Origin of the sequence: Janthinobacterium lyxosi, from assembly GCF_051380665.1 — a bacterium.
Taxonomy (GTDB): Bacteria; Pseudomonadota; Gammaproteobacteria; order Burkholderiales; family Burkholderiaceae_D; genus Janthinobacterium.
The window spans coordinates 88,349-104,818 of sequence record NZ_JBNYXM010000015.1; the positions used below are offsets into that span (position 1 = coordinate 88,349).

Annotated in this window: 12 protein-coding genes; 8 read left to right on the forward strand and 4 right to left on the reverse strand. The window is 61.5% G+C overall.

Annotation, left to right across the window (positions count from 1 at the left end; genetic code table 11):
- Positions 1–151 precede the first annotated feature (151 nt).
- The gene (hemE, locus tag ACQ4WP_RS17455; RefSeq protein ID WP_436522770.1) at positions 152–1,237 is read left to right on the forward strand and encodes a uroporphyrinogen decarboxylase; all 1,086 of its coding nucleotides are present in this window, start codon (positions 152–154) and stop codon (positions 1,235–1,237) included.
- 841 nt (positions 1,238–2,078) lie between these two features.
- Positions 2,079–4,115: a primosomal protein N' gene (locus ACQ4WP_RS17460; RefSeq protein ID WP_436522772.1), complete on the forward strand. Its 2,037-nt coding sequence runs from the start codon at positions 2,079–2,081 to the stop codon at positions 4,113–4,115.
- Here ACQ4WP_RS17460 and ACQ4WP_RS17465 read toward each other — a convergent pair whose 3' ends face one another.
- Complete coding sequence (locus ACQ4WP_RS17465; protein WP_436522774.1) at positions 4,116–5,006, reverse strand: ArgP/LysG family DNA-binding transcriptional regulator; 891 nt, start codon at positions 5,004–5,006, stop codon at positions 4,116–4,118.
- A 129-nt stretch (positions 5,007–5,135) separates the two neighbouring features.
- Here ACQ4WP_RS17465 and ACQ4WP_RS17470 point away from each other — a divergent pair, with 129 nt between their 5' ends.
- Both ACQ4WP_RS17470 and ACQ4WP_RS17475 read left to right on the forward strand, forming a co-directional pair.
- Positions 5,136–6,584 carry a dihydrolipoyl dehydrogenase gene (locus ACQ4WP_RS17470; RefSeq protein ID WP_436522776.1) on the forward strand — a complete coding sequence of 483 codons (1,449 nt, stop codon included), beginning with the start codon at positions 5,136–5,138 and terminating at the stop codon, positions 6,582–6,584.
- A gap of 165 nt (positions 6,585–6,749) precedes the next feature.
- Positions 6,750–7,871, forward strand: coding sequence for an HD-GYP domain-containing protein (locus tag ACQ4WP_RS17475; RefSeq protein ID WP_436522778.1), 1,122 nt, complete (start codon positions 6,750–6,752; stop codon positions 7,869–7,871).
- Here the strand turns inward: ACQ4WP_RS17475 and ACQ4WP_RS17480 are convergent.
- On the reverse strand, positions 7,868–8,353 hold the full coding sequence (locus tag ACQ4WP_RS17480; protein ID WP_436522780.1) for an SRPBCC family protein: 486 nt from the start codon (positions 8,351–8,353) through the stop codon (positions 7,868–7,870). The two genes, ACQ4WP_RS17475 and ACQ4WP_RS17480, sit on opposite strands and share 4 nt — an antisense overlap.
- A gap of 210 nt (positions 8,354–8,563) precedes the next feature.
- Here ACQ4WP_RS17480 and ACQ4WP_RS17485 point away from each other — a divergent pair, with 210 nt between their 5' ends.
- Complete coding sequence (locus ACQ4WP_RS17485) at positions 8,564–10,624, forward strand: UvrD-helicase domain-containing protein (protein WP_436522782.1); 2,061 nt, start codon at positions 8,564–8,566, stop codon at positions 10,622–10,624.
- Between the two features lie 7 nt (positions 10,625–10,631).
- On the opposite strand, the gene ACQ4WP_RS17490 is transcribed toward ACQ4WP_RS17485, so the two are convergent.
- Both ACQ4WP_RS17490 and ACQ4WP_RS17495 read right to left on the reverse strand, forming a co-directional pair.
- Positions 10,632–10,988: an addiction module antidote protein gene (locus ACQ4WP_RS17490; RefSeq protein WP_436522784.1), complete on the reverse strand. Its 357-nt coding sequence runs from the start codon at positions 10,986–10,988 to the stop codon at positions 10,632–10,634.
- On the reverse strand, positions 10,985–11,368 hold the full coding sequence (locus tag ACQ4WP_RS17495; RefSeq protein WP_436522786.1) for a type II toxin-antitoxin system RelE/ParE family toxin: 384 nt from the start codon (positions 11,366–11,368) through the stop codon (positions 10,985–10,987). Before ACQ4WP_RS17495 ends, ACQ4WP_RS17490 begins: the two co-directional genes overlap by 4 nt.
- A 161-nt stretch (positions 11,369–11,529) precedes the next feature.
- Between ACQ4WP_RS17495 and ACQ4WP_RS17500 the strand changes: the two genes are divergently transcribed.
- The 3 genes from ACQ4WP_RS17500 (at position 11,530) to ACQ4WP_RS17510 (ending at position 16,438) form a co-directional block, all read left to right on the forward strand.
- Entirely contained in the window at positions 11,530–11,748 is a 219-nt protein-coding gene (locus tag ACQ4WP_RS17500; protein ID WP_034753936.1) for a SlyX family protein, read from the forward strand.
- Between the two features lie 154 nt (positions 11,749–11,902).
- Positions 11,903–14,068, forward strand: coding sequence for a M3 family metallopeptidase (locus tag ACQ4WP_RS17505; protein ID WP_436522788.1), 2,166 nt, complete (start codon positions 11,903–11,905; stop codon positions 14,066–14,068).
- Between the two features lie 225 nt (positions 14,069–14,293).
- Positions 14,294–16,438 (forward strand): M3 family metallopeptidase, encoded by a 2,145-nt coding sequence (locus ACQ4WP_RS17510; protein WP_436522790.1) that lies wholly within the window; start codon positions 14,294–14,296, stop codon positions 16,436–16,438.
- Positions 16,439–16,470: the final 32 nt, after the last annotated feature.

Here is a 16,470-nt window from a genome sequence, read left to right on the forward strand (position 1 = left end):
GGCGCGCGGCGGCGTGCATCATCATAATGGAAGGGCTGGCACAACGAAAGTCATCGCTGTGCGTGGCAAATGCGGCAAAGCAGCACTGGAATCAATGAAATGGCGGTGATTGGATGCGATAATACCGCTTCTCCAAGCTCGATTGCCTTCCATGCCACAATTTGCTCCGCTCCAGAATGATACTTTCCTGCGCGCCTTGTTGCGCCAGCCGACCGAGCACACCCCAGTCTGGCTGATGCGTCAGGCGGGCCGCTACCTGCCCGAATACCGCGCCACGCGCGAGCGGGCAGGCTCCTTCCTGGGCCTGGCAAAGAATCCCGATTACGCCACGGAAGTGACCTTGCAGCCCCTGGAGCGCTTCCCGCTCGACGCGGCCATCCTGTTTTCCGACATCCTGACGGTGCCTGACGCCATGGGCCTGGGCCTGTATTTCGCCGATGGCGAAGGACCGAAGTTCGAGCGTCCGCTGCGCACGGAGCAGGACGTGCAGGCTTTGCGCGTGCCGGATCTGGAGTCGCTCGACTACGTTTTCAAGGCCGTCACGCAAATCCGCACGGAACTCAATGGCCGCGTGCCGCTGATCGGTTTTTCCGGCAGCCCGTGGACTTTGGCGTGCTATATGGTGGAAGGCGGCGGCTCGAAAGAGTTCCATACCATCAAGAAAATGCTGTACAACCGCCCGGACCTGATGCACCACATCCTGGCCATCAACGCCACCTCCGTGGCGCAGTACCTGAATGCGCAAATCGATGCCGGCGCGCAAGCCGTGATGATTTTCGATTCCTGGGGCGGTGTGCTGGCCGACGGCGCCTACCAGGAATTTTCGCTGGCCTACATGCAGCAAGTGGTGGCGCAGCTGAAACGCGACAAGGATGGCGTCAAGATTCCCGCCATCGTGTTTACCAAGGGCGGCGGCCAGTGGATCGAGCAGATCGCCGACATCGGCGCCGATGCCGTGGGCCTGGACTGGACCGTCAACCTGACGCGCGCGCGCCAGCTGGTGGGACATAAAGTGGGCTTGCAGGGCAATCTCGACCCCGCCATCCTGTTCGCCAGCCCCGAGCAGATCCGCGCCGAAGTGGCCAAGGTCTTGAATGCCTTCGGCGCGCCGTCGGCAGGCACGGGCCACGTATTCAACCTGGGCCATGGCATTTCCCAGTTCACGCCGCCGGAGTCGGTGGCTGCCATGGTGGAAGCCGTGCACAGCATGAGCCGCGCCATGCGCAGCGGCCAGTAATTCCCCGTTTCCCCTCGCGCAGGGATAGAAAAGGCAGGCTTTCCAGCGGAAGCCTGCCTTTTTCTTTGCTGCACACTAGCAAGAAAATACCGACTTATGCACAATTTTTTTTACTGCGGAAATAAGAGGCAGTCGAAAAGTCATGCCCGGGAAGACTCTGCAAGTACTTGATTATTAAGAAATAAAAAATGCGTTGTCCGATGGACTTTATTGCAATTGATAAGGTTATTCTTCTGTTTGCCAGCCTTATTCCTTCATTGTCCACAAAGTTATCAACAGATTCTGTGGATAAAATTGAAAAGTAATTTGTTAACCGATACTTAGCGCAGATGTTCAGGTTTCACCTGAAGTGTATGTTGCAGCGCATGATCATTGCACAATGTTTCGCCGCCCGGCTGGCGAAAACGGACGCTTGCCCGGCAATTGTCAACTTTACCTCATGCGGCAGACATTTTCCCGAATTGAGTGCATCAAAACGGTGCTTATTTCTGTACAAAAAAATGAGAAATGGCTCAGTTATGCACAGCGGCGGAAATGCCCCACGGATTTATCGCCTCCCAGGGATCAATTTTTAAGTCATTGATTTTAAATAGTTAATTTTTCTTGCGTGCCCCTCTTGACGGCGATCGAAATCTTCTATCCACATTTTTCTGAAAGTTAATTTTGCTTTGTCCACAAAGTTATCCACAGAATTTTCTTCAGGCAGCATGACACGCTGTCGCGTCCGCCGTTAGGTGTTTGACGGACGAAACAAGTATCATGGCCCGCTGGCTTGATGCCTGACATCCCGCCGCGCCATCCACCCCAGGCGCGCTTTTTTATTGAGATAGGCCAACTTCCCATGTCGCAGTGCATTTTGACGTCGTGCATCCTGAAAATCGCGCTCGACACGCCCTTGAACGCCCTGTTCGATTACCGCTGGAACGGCGCTGACGCGCCGCTGCCGCAAGTGGGACAGCTGGCGCTGGTGCCGTTCGGCCGGCGCGAAGTGATGGGGCTGATCGTCGGCGTGTGCGACAGCACCGACGTGCCCGCCGCGAAGTTGAAGGACGTGCTGGCCGTGCGCAGCCAGTTGGCGTCCCTGTCGCCGGAATGGCTGGCACTGGCCGCCTTTGCCGCCGATTATTACCAGCGTCCGCTGGGCGAGGTCGCCTTGCCGGGCTTGCCGAAAAATTTGCGCGTGCTCACCACCGTGGCGCTGGACCGCGCCATCAAGAAGCTGGCCAAGCTGGCCGACGCGCACGATGGCACGCCGCTGAACATGCCGGCCCTGAATGCCGCCCAGCAGGAAGCGGCGGACGCCATCGGCGGCGCCCGGGGTTTCAAGCCGACCCTGCTGTATGGCGTGACGGGCAGCGGCAAGACGGAAGTGTATCTGCAAGCCTGCGCCCAGGTGCTGGCGCGCGACGAGGCGGCGCAAATCCTGATCCTGGTGCCGGAAATCAATTTGACGCCTCAGCTGGAAGGCAATATCCGCGCGCGCTTTCCCGGCGTCATGCTGGCCACCTTGCACAGCAGCCTGTCCGAAGGCGAGCGCATGCTGCACTGGCTGGCCGCCCACCAGGGCCAGGCGCGCATCGTGCTCGGCACGCGGCTGGCCATCCTGGCCTCGCTGCCCAAGCTCAAGCTGATCGTCATCGACGAGGAACACGATCCTTCCTACAAGCAGCAGGAAGGCTTGCGCTATTCGGCGCGCGACCTGGCCGTGTGGCGTGCCTGGCAATTGCAGATTCCCATCGTGCTGGGCTCGGCCACGCCCTCGCTGGAAAGCTGGCACCATGCGCAGACGGGGCGTTACCGCAAGCTGGAGTTGCGCGAACGGGCCGTCAAGAATGCAGTGTTGCCGCGTGTCAAGATCCTCGACATGGAGCGTGACAAGCCGAAAGATGGCCTGACTTCGCATCTGGTAGCCGCCTTGAAGCTGCGCATGGAGCGGGGAGAGCAGTCGCTGCTGTTCTTGAACCGGCGCGGCTATTCGCCCGTGATCTGCTGTGAATCGTGCGGCTGGATCAGCAATTGCACGCGCTGCACCTCGTTCATGGTGCTGCACAAGCCCGAACACCGCTTGCGCTGCCACCATTGCAGCCTGGAATTGCGCATTCCCCGCCATTGCCCCACCTGCGGCAACGTCGATTTGCAGCCGCTGGGACGCGGTACGCAGCGGGTGGAAGAGGGTTTGCAGCAATTGTTTCCAGAGGCGCGCATCTTGCGCATCGATGCCGATTCCACGCGCAAGAAGGGTAGCGCGCAGGAAGCGTTCGACACCGTGCACCGGGGCGAAGTGGACATTTTGATCGGCACGCAGATGGTGGCCAAGGGCCATGATTTCAAAAAGCTGACCCTGGTGGGCATTTTGAATCCAGACACGGCCCTGTTTTCCCAGGATTACCGGGCCAGCGAACGGCTGTTTGCCCAGTTGATGCAGGTGGCGGGACGGGCCGGGCGGGCCGCGCAGACGGAGGGCGGCAGCGTCAGTGAGGTGCTGATCCAGACGCGCTATGCGCGCCATCCGCTGTACGACGCCGTCGTCAACCACGATTACGACCACTTCGCCACGACCTTGCTGGAAGAGCGGGCCCAGGCGGCGCTGCCACCGTATCTGTTCCAGGCCCTGCTGCGCGCCGAAGCGCCCGAGCTGGCCACGGCCATCGAGTTCCTGCAGGCGGCGAAAGAGTGCATGGCGCACCCGCAGGTGACCATCAATGACCCGATTCCCATGAGCATGACGCGCGTCTACAACGTGGACCGCGCCCAGCTGCTGCTCGAATCCCCCTCGCGGCCCGCGCTGCAGGCGTTTTTAAAAGAATGGCTGACTGAGTTGCGCGCCATGAAGACGCGCGTGAAATGGTCGCTGGAAGTGGACCCGCTGGATATCTGATTAGTTCAGGTAATCGCGCGCCGACTTGACGATCTGCTCGGACAGCAGCTTGGTAAACGGCGTGTCCAGGGTCCAGGCATGCCAGCTCAGGGGCACGTCCAGGGTGCTGCCCGGCATCAGATCCACGAGACGGTCTGTCGCCAGCGCTGGCGCAGCCAGGCGCTGTGGCATCAGGCCGTAGGCCAGGCCATCCTGGACGCAGGCGCGGCGTGCCGTTTCCACCGGTAGGGTGTGGTGTGGAAACGGTTCACGCATGTTCAATTGTTCAGCGAGGAAACGCGCCAGCAAGCCGTGCTGGCCCACCACGGCAGGCGCCAGTTGCACCGCCTCGGCAATAAAACCATCGCCGAACCAATGCCCGGCAAACACGGGCGTGGCCACGCAGACATAGCGCAGGGTGCCCAGCGGCGTGACGCTGGTGGCCGCCGCCGCGTCAATCGCTGTGCCGGATTCGGCCGCCACGCAGCCAAACACCGTGCCGTCGCGCACCATCTGCAAGGCGCTGTCGCTGTCGGCCAGGCGCACGTCGAGCTGGCAGCGCGGCGGCGCCAGCAGGGCAGGCAAGGTGTCGGGGAACCATGTGGCCAGGCTGTCGGCATCGATGGCGATGGCGATTTCCGGCATGCTGACGCTGTTGCCCAGGTCGATGTCGAGCGAGGCTTCCATCAGCTTGACGTTGCGGTGATGCACGATCAGGCGCTGGCCCAGGCCCGTCGGCACGGCTGGCTGGCCACGGATGATCAGCAAGCGCCCGCTGGCGTCTTCCAGCGCCTTGATGCGCTGCGAGACGGCCGACTGGGTGATGCCCAGCGCCAGGGCGGCCTTGTCGAAACTGCCATGGCTGGCGACGGCGTCCAGCACGGCCAGCGCGCGATAATCGAGTGATCCCATTAGCTCAGCTTATAAATTTTGAAAATGATTAGTTATACTAATGCATATATTGCTGCAAAGTAAAACCTTATTTTCACCAAACGGGTAGTATCGAACGCTGTGAGCAACCTCAGTGGGATGGACGGCACCATGAAGACGATACAAGTGGATGTGGCCGTGATCGGCAGCGGCACGGCCGGCATGACGGCGCACAGGGCGGCGCGCATGCGGGGCAAGCGCGTGCTGATGATCGAAAGCGGGCCGTACGGCACGACGTGTGCGCGCGTGGGCTGCATGCCCAGCAAACTCTTGATCGCGGCGGCCGAGGCGGCCCATGCCGTGGCTGCCGCGCCGGCGTTTGGCGTGCATCCTGGCCCCGTGCGCATCGACGGCCGGCAAGTGATGACCAGGGTGCGCAGCGAGCGCGACCGCTTTGTCGGCTTCGTGCTCGACGGCGTCAATGCCATCCCCGACGAGGAAAAATTGCGCGGCCATGCGCGCTTCATCGGCCCCGGCAAGCTGCAGGTGGACGAACATACGATCGTCGAGGCCACCAGCGTGGTGATCGCTACCGGTTCCACGCCCATCGTGCCGCCCGAGTGGCAGGCGGGCGGCGACAGGGTCATCACCAGCGACGCCGTGTTCGAATGGACGGACTTGCCAAGCTCGGTGGCCGTGGTCGGCAGCGGCGTGATCGGTCTGGAGCTGGGCCAGGCACTGGCCCGCCTGGGCGTGCGCGTGACCCTGTTTGCGCGCGGCAATAAAGTCGCGCAGCTGACGGACCCCCTGGTGCTGCGGGAGGCGCGCGCCGTGCTGGCGCGCGAACTCGACATCCGCTTCCAGACCAGCGTGGCGCACGTGGCAAAAACGCCAGACGGCAGCGGCATTGCGCTGACCAGCCGCGATGGCGATGGCGTGGAAAAAACCGAGCAGTTCGCGTATCTGCTGGCCGCCATCGGCCGCGCACCGAACGTGGATCAAATCGGCTTGGAAACGGCACAAATCGAGCTCGACCGCCACGGCATTCCCCTGCATGACCCGCACACCATGCAATGCGGCAAGAGCGCCATCTTCATTGCGGGCGACGCCGACAATGCCTTGCCGCTGCTGCCCGAGGCGGCCGACGAGGGCCGCATCGCGGGCGACAACGCGGCGCGCTTTCCTGACATCAAACCGGGCTTGCGCCGCACGCCGTTGACCATCGCCTTCACGGAGCCGCAGATCGCCACCCTGGGCGCCACCTACCAGCAATTGTGCGTGAGCCACGGGGGCCGCTTCGCCGTCGGCGCCGTGTCGTTCGGCAACCAGGGCCGCAGCCGCGTGATGCTGCAAAACCAGGGCTTGCTGCGCGTGTATGCGGAATTTGGCAGCAAGCGTTTTCTCGGTGCCGAGCTGATCGGCCCAAGGGCGGAACACCTGGGCCACTTGCTGGCCTGGGCTTGCCAGGCGCAATTGACGGTGCCGGCCATGCTTGACATGCCGTTTTATCACCCCGTCATCGAGGAAGGCGTGCGCACGGCCTTGCGCGAGCTGGCGCTGCACCTGGAAAAAGATCCGGAACACGCGCCCGGCTGCGCCGATTGCTCGCCTGGCGTCTGATGCAACTTTATGCTTTACATAATTTTGTAGACAAGCTCGCATGATTGCGCGATCATCGCTGCCACATTGAAATATTGATTAAAAGAAAAAAACATTTCAATTGGTTCATGCCCATGACCACCCGATGGTAAAAAGGGTAGCGGCTAGCGATGACACGGAGACGATGTGAAAATTCGGCGCATTTACGCGGGAGAACTCGGCCTGGGCGTAGCCCTGCCCTGGGACGTGCACGGCGAGACGGGCAGCTTGCTGGCCAGGCTGGGCCATGTCATCAGCAGCGAGAACCAGATCGAATTGCTGCTGGCGCACGGCGTCATCGCCGATACCAGTGCCGACGTGCCGCGCACGGCCACGGAAGCGCCGTCAGCCCTGCGCATGCTGAATCTCGTCACGGCAGGCCTGGCCCTCGTCTTGCCGGCGATTGCCGCCAGGCAGGCGGGCAGTCACGTGTCCCTGGCGCCGCTGGCGCAACTGGTGGAAGAGGCAGTTGCACTGGACGCCGACGTGGCGCTGGCCTGCATCCTGCACAACCAGGGTGCGGGCGACTTTGCCGTGCGCCACAGCGTCGACACGGCCGTCATCACGGCCCTGCTGGCGCGTGCCCTGAGACTCGATGATGGTGTAATCCGCAGCGTGGTGCTGGCCGCCCTGAGCATGAATGTGGGCATGCTGGAACGCCATGCGGATTTCCAGCACAAGGCGGGGCCGCTGGATGCGCAGGAACGGGCCTATTTGCGCGCCCACCCGCAAGCGGGTGTCGACTTGTTGCGCGCGACGGGCGTCACGGACGCCGTCTGGCTGCAGGCCGTGCTGCAGCACCATGAAAATATCGATGGCAGCGGTTATCCGCTGGGCACGCAAGGCGAGGCGATCGGCATCGGCGCGCGCCTGATCATGCTGGCCGACCGCTATTGCGCGCGCGTGTCGAAGCGCAGCTATCGCCAGCCCTTGCTGCCGAACGTGGCCCTGCGCGAAATGCTGATGGCCGACAAGGCCACGCTGGATGCGCCGCTGGCCTCCCTGCTGGTGCGCGAGCTGGGCATTTATCCGGTCGGTACCTTCGTCAAGCTGTTGAATGGAGAGATCGGCGTCGTCACGCGCAAGGGCTTGAACGCCACCACGCCCCACGTGCAGTCGCTGATCGGCCCGCGTGGCGCGCGCCTGGACGTGCCCCTGCGGCGCGATACGCGCGTGGACTTGCACGCCATCCGCGAAGTGCTCAGCGCGGAGCAGGCAGGCTTGCAGTTTCGCCCCGACCAGTTGTGGGGCCGCAGCGCCAGAGCTTAATTCAGCAAGCCCGCATCCAGCCGTCCCTCGAGCGCCAGCTCGCGCATGATGCGCACCGTGTCGATGTCGGATTCCTTGTAGGCGGAGCGGCGGAAGTCGTCGTACAGGGCGTTGGCCGCATCGGTGGCTGCGTCGTGGCCGTCGTCGTACTGGAAGCGCACCCACAGGCTGGCCTCGTCGGGCATCTCGATGGTCATCACCAGCGAGGAGGCGCTGATATCCTGTTGCGCCGGCACTTCGTAGCGCACCTGCAGTTGCGGCACCAGCACCACCCTGTCGTTGATGACCAGCTCGCCATAGCGCAGGCTGCGCGCAAAACCGGCATCGCTGCGCTGGCTGATCTGGTACTCGTCCAGGTGCGGCACGAACAGCTTGGGCGATTCGGCGCGCAAGACCAGGCCGCGCCAGACTTGTTCCAGGCTCAGGGTGTCGATCAGCGGGTTCAAAGGATCGTTGATTTCAATCAGGTGTTCAAATTTCATGGGACTGCCATTCGGTAAGTGGGCGCGCACGGGCGATATAGGCGGAATGGTACTCCAGCGCTGACATCTCCGCACGCATTGCATGGGCCAAGATGGCGGCACAGGGCGAGATATCCATGCCATTGCCTGTTTTTCAGGCACGGCCCGCCGTGCAATTGGCCCACGCGACGCTGTTACAATGGGCTGCTGTTCCCTGCGGAAATACCCCTGATGTCCAAAGCACCACAGTTCGGTCTGAATGCGCCCCAAAGCGAAGCGGTTACCTACCTCGACGGCCCCTGCCTGGTGCTGGCGGGCGCCGGCTCGGGCAAGACGCGCGTGATCACGCAAAAGATCGCCCATCTGATCGAAGACCGGGGCTATGACCCGCGCACCATCGCCGCGCTGACCTTCACCAACAAGGCAGCGCTGGAAATGCAGGAACGCATCGCCAAACTCTTGAAGCAACCACGCCAGGCCAAGCAGTTGACGGTGTCGACCTTCCACTCGCTGGGCGTGAAAATCCTGCGCCAGGAAGCCAATGGCGTGGGCTTGAAAGACCGCTTTTCCATCATGGATAGCGACGATTGTTTTTCACTGGTGCAAGACCTTGCCATTACCACCGATAAACAGGTGATACGCGGCATCCAGAGCGCCATGTCGCTGTGGAAAAACGGCTTGATCGATCCGGACATGGCGCTGGCGCAAGCCAAGGACGAGGATGAGGCGAACGCGGCGCGCATATACCGCAGCTATGTGGCAACCCTGTCCGCCTACCAGGCCGTCGATTTCGACGATCTGATCCGTTTGCCCGTGGAACTGTTCCGCAACAACGGCCCCGTGCGCGACAAGTGGCAGCGCCGCCTGCGCTATCTGCTGGTCGACGAATACCAGGATACGAACACTTGCCAGTACGAACTGGTGAAACTGATGGTGACAGGCATCGGCAAGAAGCCGATGTTTACGGCCGTGGGCGACGACGACCAGGCGATTTATGCCTGGCGCGGCGCTACCGTGGAAAACCTGAAGACGCTGGAAACGGATTTCCCGGACTTGCGCGTGATCAAACTGGAGCAGAATTACCGCTCCACCATGCGCGTGCTGAACGCGGCCAATGCCGTCATCGGCAACAACCCGAAGCTGTTTGAAAAGTCGCTGTGGTCCGAGCACGGCCTGGGCGAGCCGATCAAGGTGCTGGGCATGCAGACGGACGAGCAGGAGGCGGAGCAGGTCGCCATCATGATCTCGGCCGACCATTTCGAGCGAAAAAATAAATTTTCCGATTACGCGATTTTGTACCGGGGCAACCACCAGGCGCGCATCATCGAGCAGTGCTTGCGCAAGGAACGCATTCCGTACACGATTTCGGGCGGCCAGAGTTTCTTCGACAAGGCCGAAATCAAGGACATCATCAGTTATCTGCGTTTGCTGGCCAACGAAGACGACGACCCGGCCTTCATCCGCGCCGTGACGACGCCGCGCCGCGGCGTGGGGCAGTCGACTTTGGAAGTGCTGGGCGCGTTCTCGGGCCAGTGGCAGTGCTCGCTGTTCCAGGCCGTGTTCAAGGGCGGCATCGAGGCCAAGCTGACGGACCGCCAGCTGGGGCCATTGCGCGATTTCTGCAACTTCATCAACGACCTTGAATCGCGTGCCAGCCGTCCGGGCGCGGCCGGCAGCGGCGACAACGCGGCCGAGGTGCTGGACGACATGATGAAGGAAATCCACTACGAATCGTATCTGTACGATGCCTTCGAGGAACGGCAAGCGCAAAGCAAGTGGCAGAACGTGCTCGAATTCGTCAACTGGCTGAAGGAACGGGGCCGGGGCGGCAAGGACCGCGACGGCGAAGAAAAGAACGTGCTGGAACTGACGCAGATGGTGGCCCTGATGACCATGCTGGAAGGCAAGGACGAAGAGCAGGACGCCGTGCGCATGTCCACCCTGCACGCGTCGAAAGGGCTGGAATTCCCGCATGTGTTTCTGGTGGGCGTGGAAGAGGGCATCTTGCCGCACAAGGGCGACCCCGACGCGCCGGCCGAAACCATCGCCGCGCGCATCCAGGAAGAGCGCCGGCTGATGTATGTGGGCATCACGCGGGCCCAGCGCACCTTGCACGTTACCTGGTGCAAGAAGCGCAAGCGGGCCGGCGAGCAAGTCCATTGCGACCCGTCGCGTTTCATCAAGGAAATGGAACTCGACGTGGGCGACGCCGTGCCGACGGAAGCGGAAATCATTTCGCCGAAAGAACGTCTGGCGCGCATGAAGGTCTTGCTGGCCACGCCGAAGGCTTAAGCGGCGTTCAGGCTTCCACGGCGCCGTCTGGCGTGGTTTTTGGCACGATGGCCAACTGCATGCCCAGCGCATCGAGCATCTTTAAAATGGTTTCAAAGCGTGGCTTGCTGCCTTCGCGCAAGGCTTTATACGCGCCTTCGCGCGTGATGTCGGCCCGGGCCGCGACCTTGCCCATGCCATAGGCGCGCACCACGTCATTCATGGCCGACTGGAACAGTTCCGCGTTGCCGGTGGCGACGATTTCGCTCATATAGGCGGCCACGGCGGCTTTGCTGGTCAGGTGTTGCGTCGGATCAAATTTGCTCAGGCCTAATGCTTCCAGGTCGTCGAGGTCGAAGGTGTCATGGCCGATATGTTGGTTCATTTTTTTCGTGCTCCTGTGGATGCCGCTGCCACTTTCTTCAGGGCCGCCTGCCGGGCTTTCAAGTCCTTGAGTATCGCTTGCGCCTGCCTGATGTCGCTTTGCTGGCTCGATTTATTGCCACCCAGCAGCAGCAAGAGCAGGGTGCCTCGATTAGTTTCGTGAAAGTACACGCACCAGCCAGGTCCCGTCTGTAAAAAACGCAGTTCGCACACGCCTTCGCCCACTGGCCGCCAGTCGCCCTTTTTTCCGTGCTGCAAATGCTTGATGCGCGCATCGATGGCGGCGGCCGCCATGTCATGCAGGGAGTCTTCCCAGCGCCGGTATTCAGCCGTCTTGCGCGTGTCGATCAGCATTGGTTCGCGTGGTGCTGGTGCATCCATTGTAATCGTTTGTTCTCATTCGTCAAGCGGTTTGATTCAGCCATAAGGGAAGAATAGGCAGAAATGGCCGCCTGACCGATGGGGAATGGCCGAGGTTTGTGCTGGCTCACGCCGCTGCGGCGGTAGAATGCCGCTTTCAGTCAGGAATCACCGAGAGCACCATGGACAATGCAGAACAGATGGAAGTACGTTTCGTCGATATCGAAATCAAGCTGGCGCAGCAGGAAGATCTGGTCGAGTCGCTGAACCAGATGGTCTACCAGCAGGGTAAGCGCATCGACCAGCTGGAAGCGATGCTGCACAAGCTGGGCGAGCACGTGCGCGACGGGGCGCAGCAGGCAAATGGCGGACTGGTCAACGAACGCCCGCCACATTACTAAATCGGCACCATGGCGCGGAGCGCATGAAAACCATTCATTACTCACCGACCCGCTACGGTCAGTAGTTGCTGGTGACGCAAGTGTTTCAGGCTGTTATTATTTCAGGCTGGCCCGCGACACAATCGCGGCTCTCTTGCGTTTCTTGAAAGAAGACATGACCCGTCCAACAATGCTCGTCATCGCCGCCAGCCTGATGCTGGCGCCAGCCACCGCCGCTTTTGCCGCTACCGCCACCGCCGCGCCCACCACTGCCGCTACCGCGGCGGCCGCCTTGCCCGTTTCGAACCCGTTTGCGCAAGCCAGCAGCCTGCCATTCAACTATCCGCCGTTCGATAAGGTGCAGGACGCCGACTACGCGCCCGCCTTTACGGCAGGCATGGCCGCCAACCTGGCGGAAATCAACGCGATTGCCAATAACCCGAAAGCGGCTACGTTCGACAACACCATCGTGGCAATGGAACGCTCGGGCCAGTTGCTGAGCCGCGTGCGCACCGTGTTTTCCGTGATGTCCGGCTCCAACACGAATGACACGATCCAGGGCCTGGAACGCGAGCTGGCGCCGAAAATGGCGGCACACAGCGATGCGGTCATGCTCAACGACAAGCTGTTCAAGCGCATCGATACCCTGTACGCCAAGCGCGACAAGCTGGGCCTCGATGCGGAATCGAAACGCTTGCTGGAACGCTACCACACGGACTTCGTGCGCGCCGGCGCCAAGTTGTCGGCGGCCGACAAGCAAAAGCTGCGCGCCTACAACGGCCAGCTGGCTGCCCTGTCGACCAAGTTCGCGCAGAACGTGCTGAAAGAATTGAACGCCTCGGCTGTCGTCGTCGATACGCGCGAGGAACTGGACGGCCTGTCGCCAGCCGCTATCGAAGTGGCCGCGGGCCTGGCCAAGAAGCGCGGCCTGGATGGAAAATATGTAATCGCCCTCGTCAACACGACGGGCCAGGCGCCGCTGTCGCTGCTGACCAACCGCGCCGTGCGCGAACGCATCATGGCCGCATCGCAAGCGCGCGGCAGCCGTGGCGGCGAGTTCGACAACACCCAGGAAGTGCTGGAACTGGCGAAACTGCGCGCCGAACGTGCCGCGCTGATGGGCTACCCGAACTACGCTGCCTACTCGCTGGAAGACCAGACGGCGCACGACACCACCGCCGTGAACGCTTTGCTGGGTGAATTGGCGAAGCCGGCCGTCGTCAATGCGCGCCGTGAAGCGGACGATATCCAGAAAGTCATCGATGCAGGAAAAGGCGGCTTCAAGGTGGGCGCCGCCGACTGGGCATTCTATAGCGACAAGGTACGCGCCGAACGCTACAACTTCGATGAGAATCAACTCAAACCGTACTTTGAAATGCACAGCGTGCTGACCAAGGGCGTGTTCTTTGCCGCAGGCAAACTGTACGGTTTGAGCTTCAAGCAGCGCACCGACTTGCCCGTCTACACGTCCGACATGCTGGTGTACGACGTCTTCAACGAAGACGGCACGCAGCTGGCCATCTTTACCCTGGACCCTTACGCGCGCAGCAACAAGCGCGGTGGCGCCTGGGCGAACGCCTATGTGGGCCAGTCGAGCTTGCTGAACCGCAAGCCGGTGATTGCGAATAACCTCAACATTCCGAAGCCGGAAGCGGGCCAGCCGACCCTGATGACGTTTGACGAAGTCAACACCATGTTCCACGAATTCGGCCATGCGCTGCACGGCATGTTTTCGAACGTGAAATACCCGCGCTTCGCCGGCACCAGCGTGCCGCGCGACTTCGTCGAATACCCGTCGCAAGTCAATGAAATGTGGGCGCTGTGGCCGGAAGTGCTGCAAAACTATGCCAAGCACTATCAAACGGGCGCGGCCATCCCGGCCGAGCTGCTGGCGAAAGTAACGGCGGCCGACAATTTCAACCAGGGCTATAAAACCACGGAATACCTGGCATCGGCCCTGCTGGACCAGCGCTGGCACCAGTTGACCCCGGCGCAGATTCCCACCGATGTGCTGGCGTTTGAGAAAGCTGCCTTGACGGGTGCGGGCGTCGATTTCGCCCCGGCGCCGCCGCGCTACCGCACCACGTACTTCTCGCACGCGTTCGCGGGCGGCTATTCGGCCGGCTACTACGCGTATCTGTGGTCGGAAAAGCTCGACGCGGACACGGTCGAGTGGTTCAAGGAAAACGGCGGCCTGACGCGCAAGAACGGCGACTGGTTCCGTAATAAACTGCTGTCGCGCGGCGGCAGCGCCGATGCGCTCGACATCTACCGCAACTTCCGCGGTCGCGATGCGAAGATCGAGCCGCTGCTGGAACGCCGTGGCTTGAACGGCAAGTAAGTCGTGTGATTCCGGTGTCAAAGCCGGGTCAATGAGGTGGCTGCCAAGCGATTGGCGGCCATTTTTATTTGGAGATTTCGATCACAAACCGTGGTAAACCGCGCATTTTGCGTGATGCACCACAGGATCGCCCAGGTTGGATGACGCCTGTGTGACAGGCTGCTATGATCTGCCACTGGCCCGCGACGCGATCGCGGTTCTTCCCCGCGCTTCCTGAAAGATGTCATGATCCGTCCACAACTGCTCGTCATCGCCGCCAGCGTCATGCTGGCCCACGCCGCTCCTTCCGCCCTGGCCGCCGCCGCTACACCCGCCGCCGCCATCAGCGCCCAGAATCCCCTGTTGAAAGTCAGCCCGCTGCCGTTCCAGATGCCGCAGTTCGGCTTGATCAAGGATGCTCACTACGCGCCGGCGTTTGCCGAAGGCATGAAACGCCAGCTGGCCGAAGTCAATGCGATTGCCAGCAACCGCCAGGCGCCCACGTTCGAGAACACCATCGTGGCCCTCGAGCGCACGGGGCAGCTGCTGCACCGCGTGCAGAGCATCTTCAGCAACATGACCTCGACCAACACGAATAGCGTGCTCGAAGCGGTGGAAGTGGATGTGTCGCCCAAGCTGGCCGCGCATGGCGACGCGATCACCCTGAACCCGAAACTGTTCGCCCGCATCGACACCCTGTACGCCAAGCGCGACAAGCTGGGCCTCGATGCCGAATCCTTGCGCTTGCTGGAACGCTATCACACGGATTTCGTGCGCGCCGGCGCCAAGCTGTCCGATGCGGACAAGGAAAAATTGAAAGCCTACAACGCCGAGCAGGCGGGTCTGGAAACGGCCTTCGCGCAAAACGTGCTGAAGGAAACCAATGCCAAGAGCATCGTCGTCGACACGCGCGCCGAACTGGCCGGCATGACGGACAGCGATATCGACACGGCCGCCACGGCAGCCAAGGAACGCGGCCTGACGGGCAAGTTCGTCATCGCCCTGGTCAACACCAGTGGCCAGCCACCGCTGGCCGTATTGACGGATCGCAAGACACGCCAGCGTTTGATGGATGCGTCGCTGAACCGGGGCAGCCAGGGCGGAGAGTTCGACAACCGCGCCATCGTGCTGAAGCTGGCAAAACTGCGCGCCGAACGGGCCACCCTGCTCGGTTACGCCAATTACGCCGCGTACTCGCTGGAAGACCAGACGGCGAAGACCACCACGGCCGTCAACACCTTGCTGTCGGAACTGGCGAAACCGGCCGTCGCCAATGCGCGCCGCGAAGCGGCCGACCTGCAGCAAGTGGTCGATGCGGAAAAAGGTGGTTTCCAGGTAGCGGCGGCCGACTGGGCCATCTACACGGACAAGCTGCGCAAGCAACGTTTCAACTTTGATGAAAACGAGCTGAAACCGTATCTGGAACTCAACAGCGTGCTGAACAACGGCGTCTTCTTTGCCGCGAATAAACTGTATGGCATCAGCTTCAAGCAGCGTACTGATCTACCGGTGTACAACCCGGACGTGCGCGTGTATGACGTGCTGGACGCCAACGGCAAGCCGCTGGCCCTGTTCATCGCCGACTTCTATGCGCGCGGCAACAAGCATGGCGGCGCGTGGATGAATGAATACGTGTCGCAATCGTCGCTGATGGGTACGCATCCCGTCGTCGCCAACCAATTGAATATTCCGAAGCCGCCGGCCGGCCAGCCGACGCTCTTGACCTTTGATGAAGTGACGACCATGTTCCACGAATTCGGCCATGCGCTGCACGGCATGTTTTCGAACGTAAAATACCCGCGCTTTGCCGGCACCAGCGTGCCGAGCGACTTCGTCGAGTACCCGTCGCAAGTCAATGAAATGTGGGCCGTCTGGCCGGAAGTGCTGCAAAACTATGCCAAGCACTACCAGAGCGGCGCGGCCATGCCGCAGGAATTGCTCGATAAAGTCACGGCGGCGAAGAAATTCAACCAGGGCTTCATGACGACGGAATACCTGTCGGCGGCCCTGCTTGACCAGCGCTGGCACCAGCTGGCGCCGAGCCAGATACCGACCGACGTGCTGGCCTTTGAAGCGGCGTCCCTGAAGGATGCGGGCGTCGACTACGCACCCGTGCCGCCGCGCTACCGCACCAGCTACTTCTCGCACAGCTTCTCGGGTGGCTATTCGGCGGCATATTATGCCTACCTGTGGTCGGAAAAGCTGGACGCGGAATCGGTCAACTGGTTCAAGGAAAACGGCGGCCTGACGCGCAAGAATGGCGACTGGTTCAGAGCCAAGTTGCTGTCGCGCGGCGGCAGCGTCGATGCGCTGCAACTGTTCCGTGACTTCCGCGGCCGCGATGCCACCGTGGAACCATTGCTGGAACGCCGCGGCTTGAACGCCAAGTAAACCGTCCTCAACAGAAGCTTGCGCTGCGTTGA

What these genes read in the sequence shown, in the direction of transcription:
- hemE (WP_436522770.1), top strand. Translation starts at nt 152, where the DNA reads ATGCCACAATTTGCTCCGCTCCAGAATGATACTTTCCTGCGCGCCTTG.
- ACQ4WP_RS17460 (WP_436522772.1), top strand. Translation starts at nt 2,079, where the DNA reads ATGTCGCAGTGCATTTTGACGTCGTGCATCCTGAAAATCGCGCTCGAC.
- ACQ4WP_RS17465 (WP_436522774.1), bottom strand. Translation starts at nt 5,006, where the DNA reads ATGGGATCACTCGATTATCGCGCGCTGGCCGTGCTGGACGCCGTCGCC.
- ACQ4WP_RS17470 (WP_436522776.1), top strand. Translation starts at nt 5,136, where the DNA reads ATGAAGACGATACAAGTGGATGTGGCCGTGATCGGCAGCGGCACGGCC.
- ACQ4WP_RS17480 (WP_436522780.1), bottom strand. Translation starts at nt 8,353, where the DNA reads ATGAAATTTGAACACCTGATTGAAATCAACGATCCTTTGAACCCGCTG.
- ACQ4WP_RS17485 (WP_436522782.1), top strand. Translation starts at nt 8,564, where the DNA reads ATGTCCAAAGCACCACAGTTCGGTCTGAATGCGCCCCAAAGCGAAGCG.
- ACQ4WP_RS17490 (WP_436522784.1), bottom strand. Translation starts at nt 10,988, where the DNA reads ATGAACCAACATATCGGCCATGACACCTTCGACCTCGACGACCTGGAA.
- ACQ4WP_RS17495 (WP_436522786.1), bottom strand. Translation starts at nt 11,368, where the DNA reads ATGGATGCACCAGCACCACGCGAACCAATGCTGATCGACACGCGCAAG.
- ACQ4WP_RS17500 (WP_034753936.1), top strand. Translation starts at nt 11,530, where the DNA reads ATGGACAATGCAGAACAGATGGAAGTACGTTTCGTCGATATCGAAATC.
- ACQ4WP_RS17505 (WP_436522788.1), top strand. Translation starts at nt 11,903, where the DNA reads ATGACCCGTCCAACAATGCTCGTCATCGCCGCCAGCCTGATGCTGGCG.
- ACQ4WP_RS17510 (WP_436522790.1), top strand. Translation starts at nt 14,294, where the DNA reads ATGATCCGTCCACAACTGCTCGTCATCGCCGCCAGCGTCATGCTGGCC.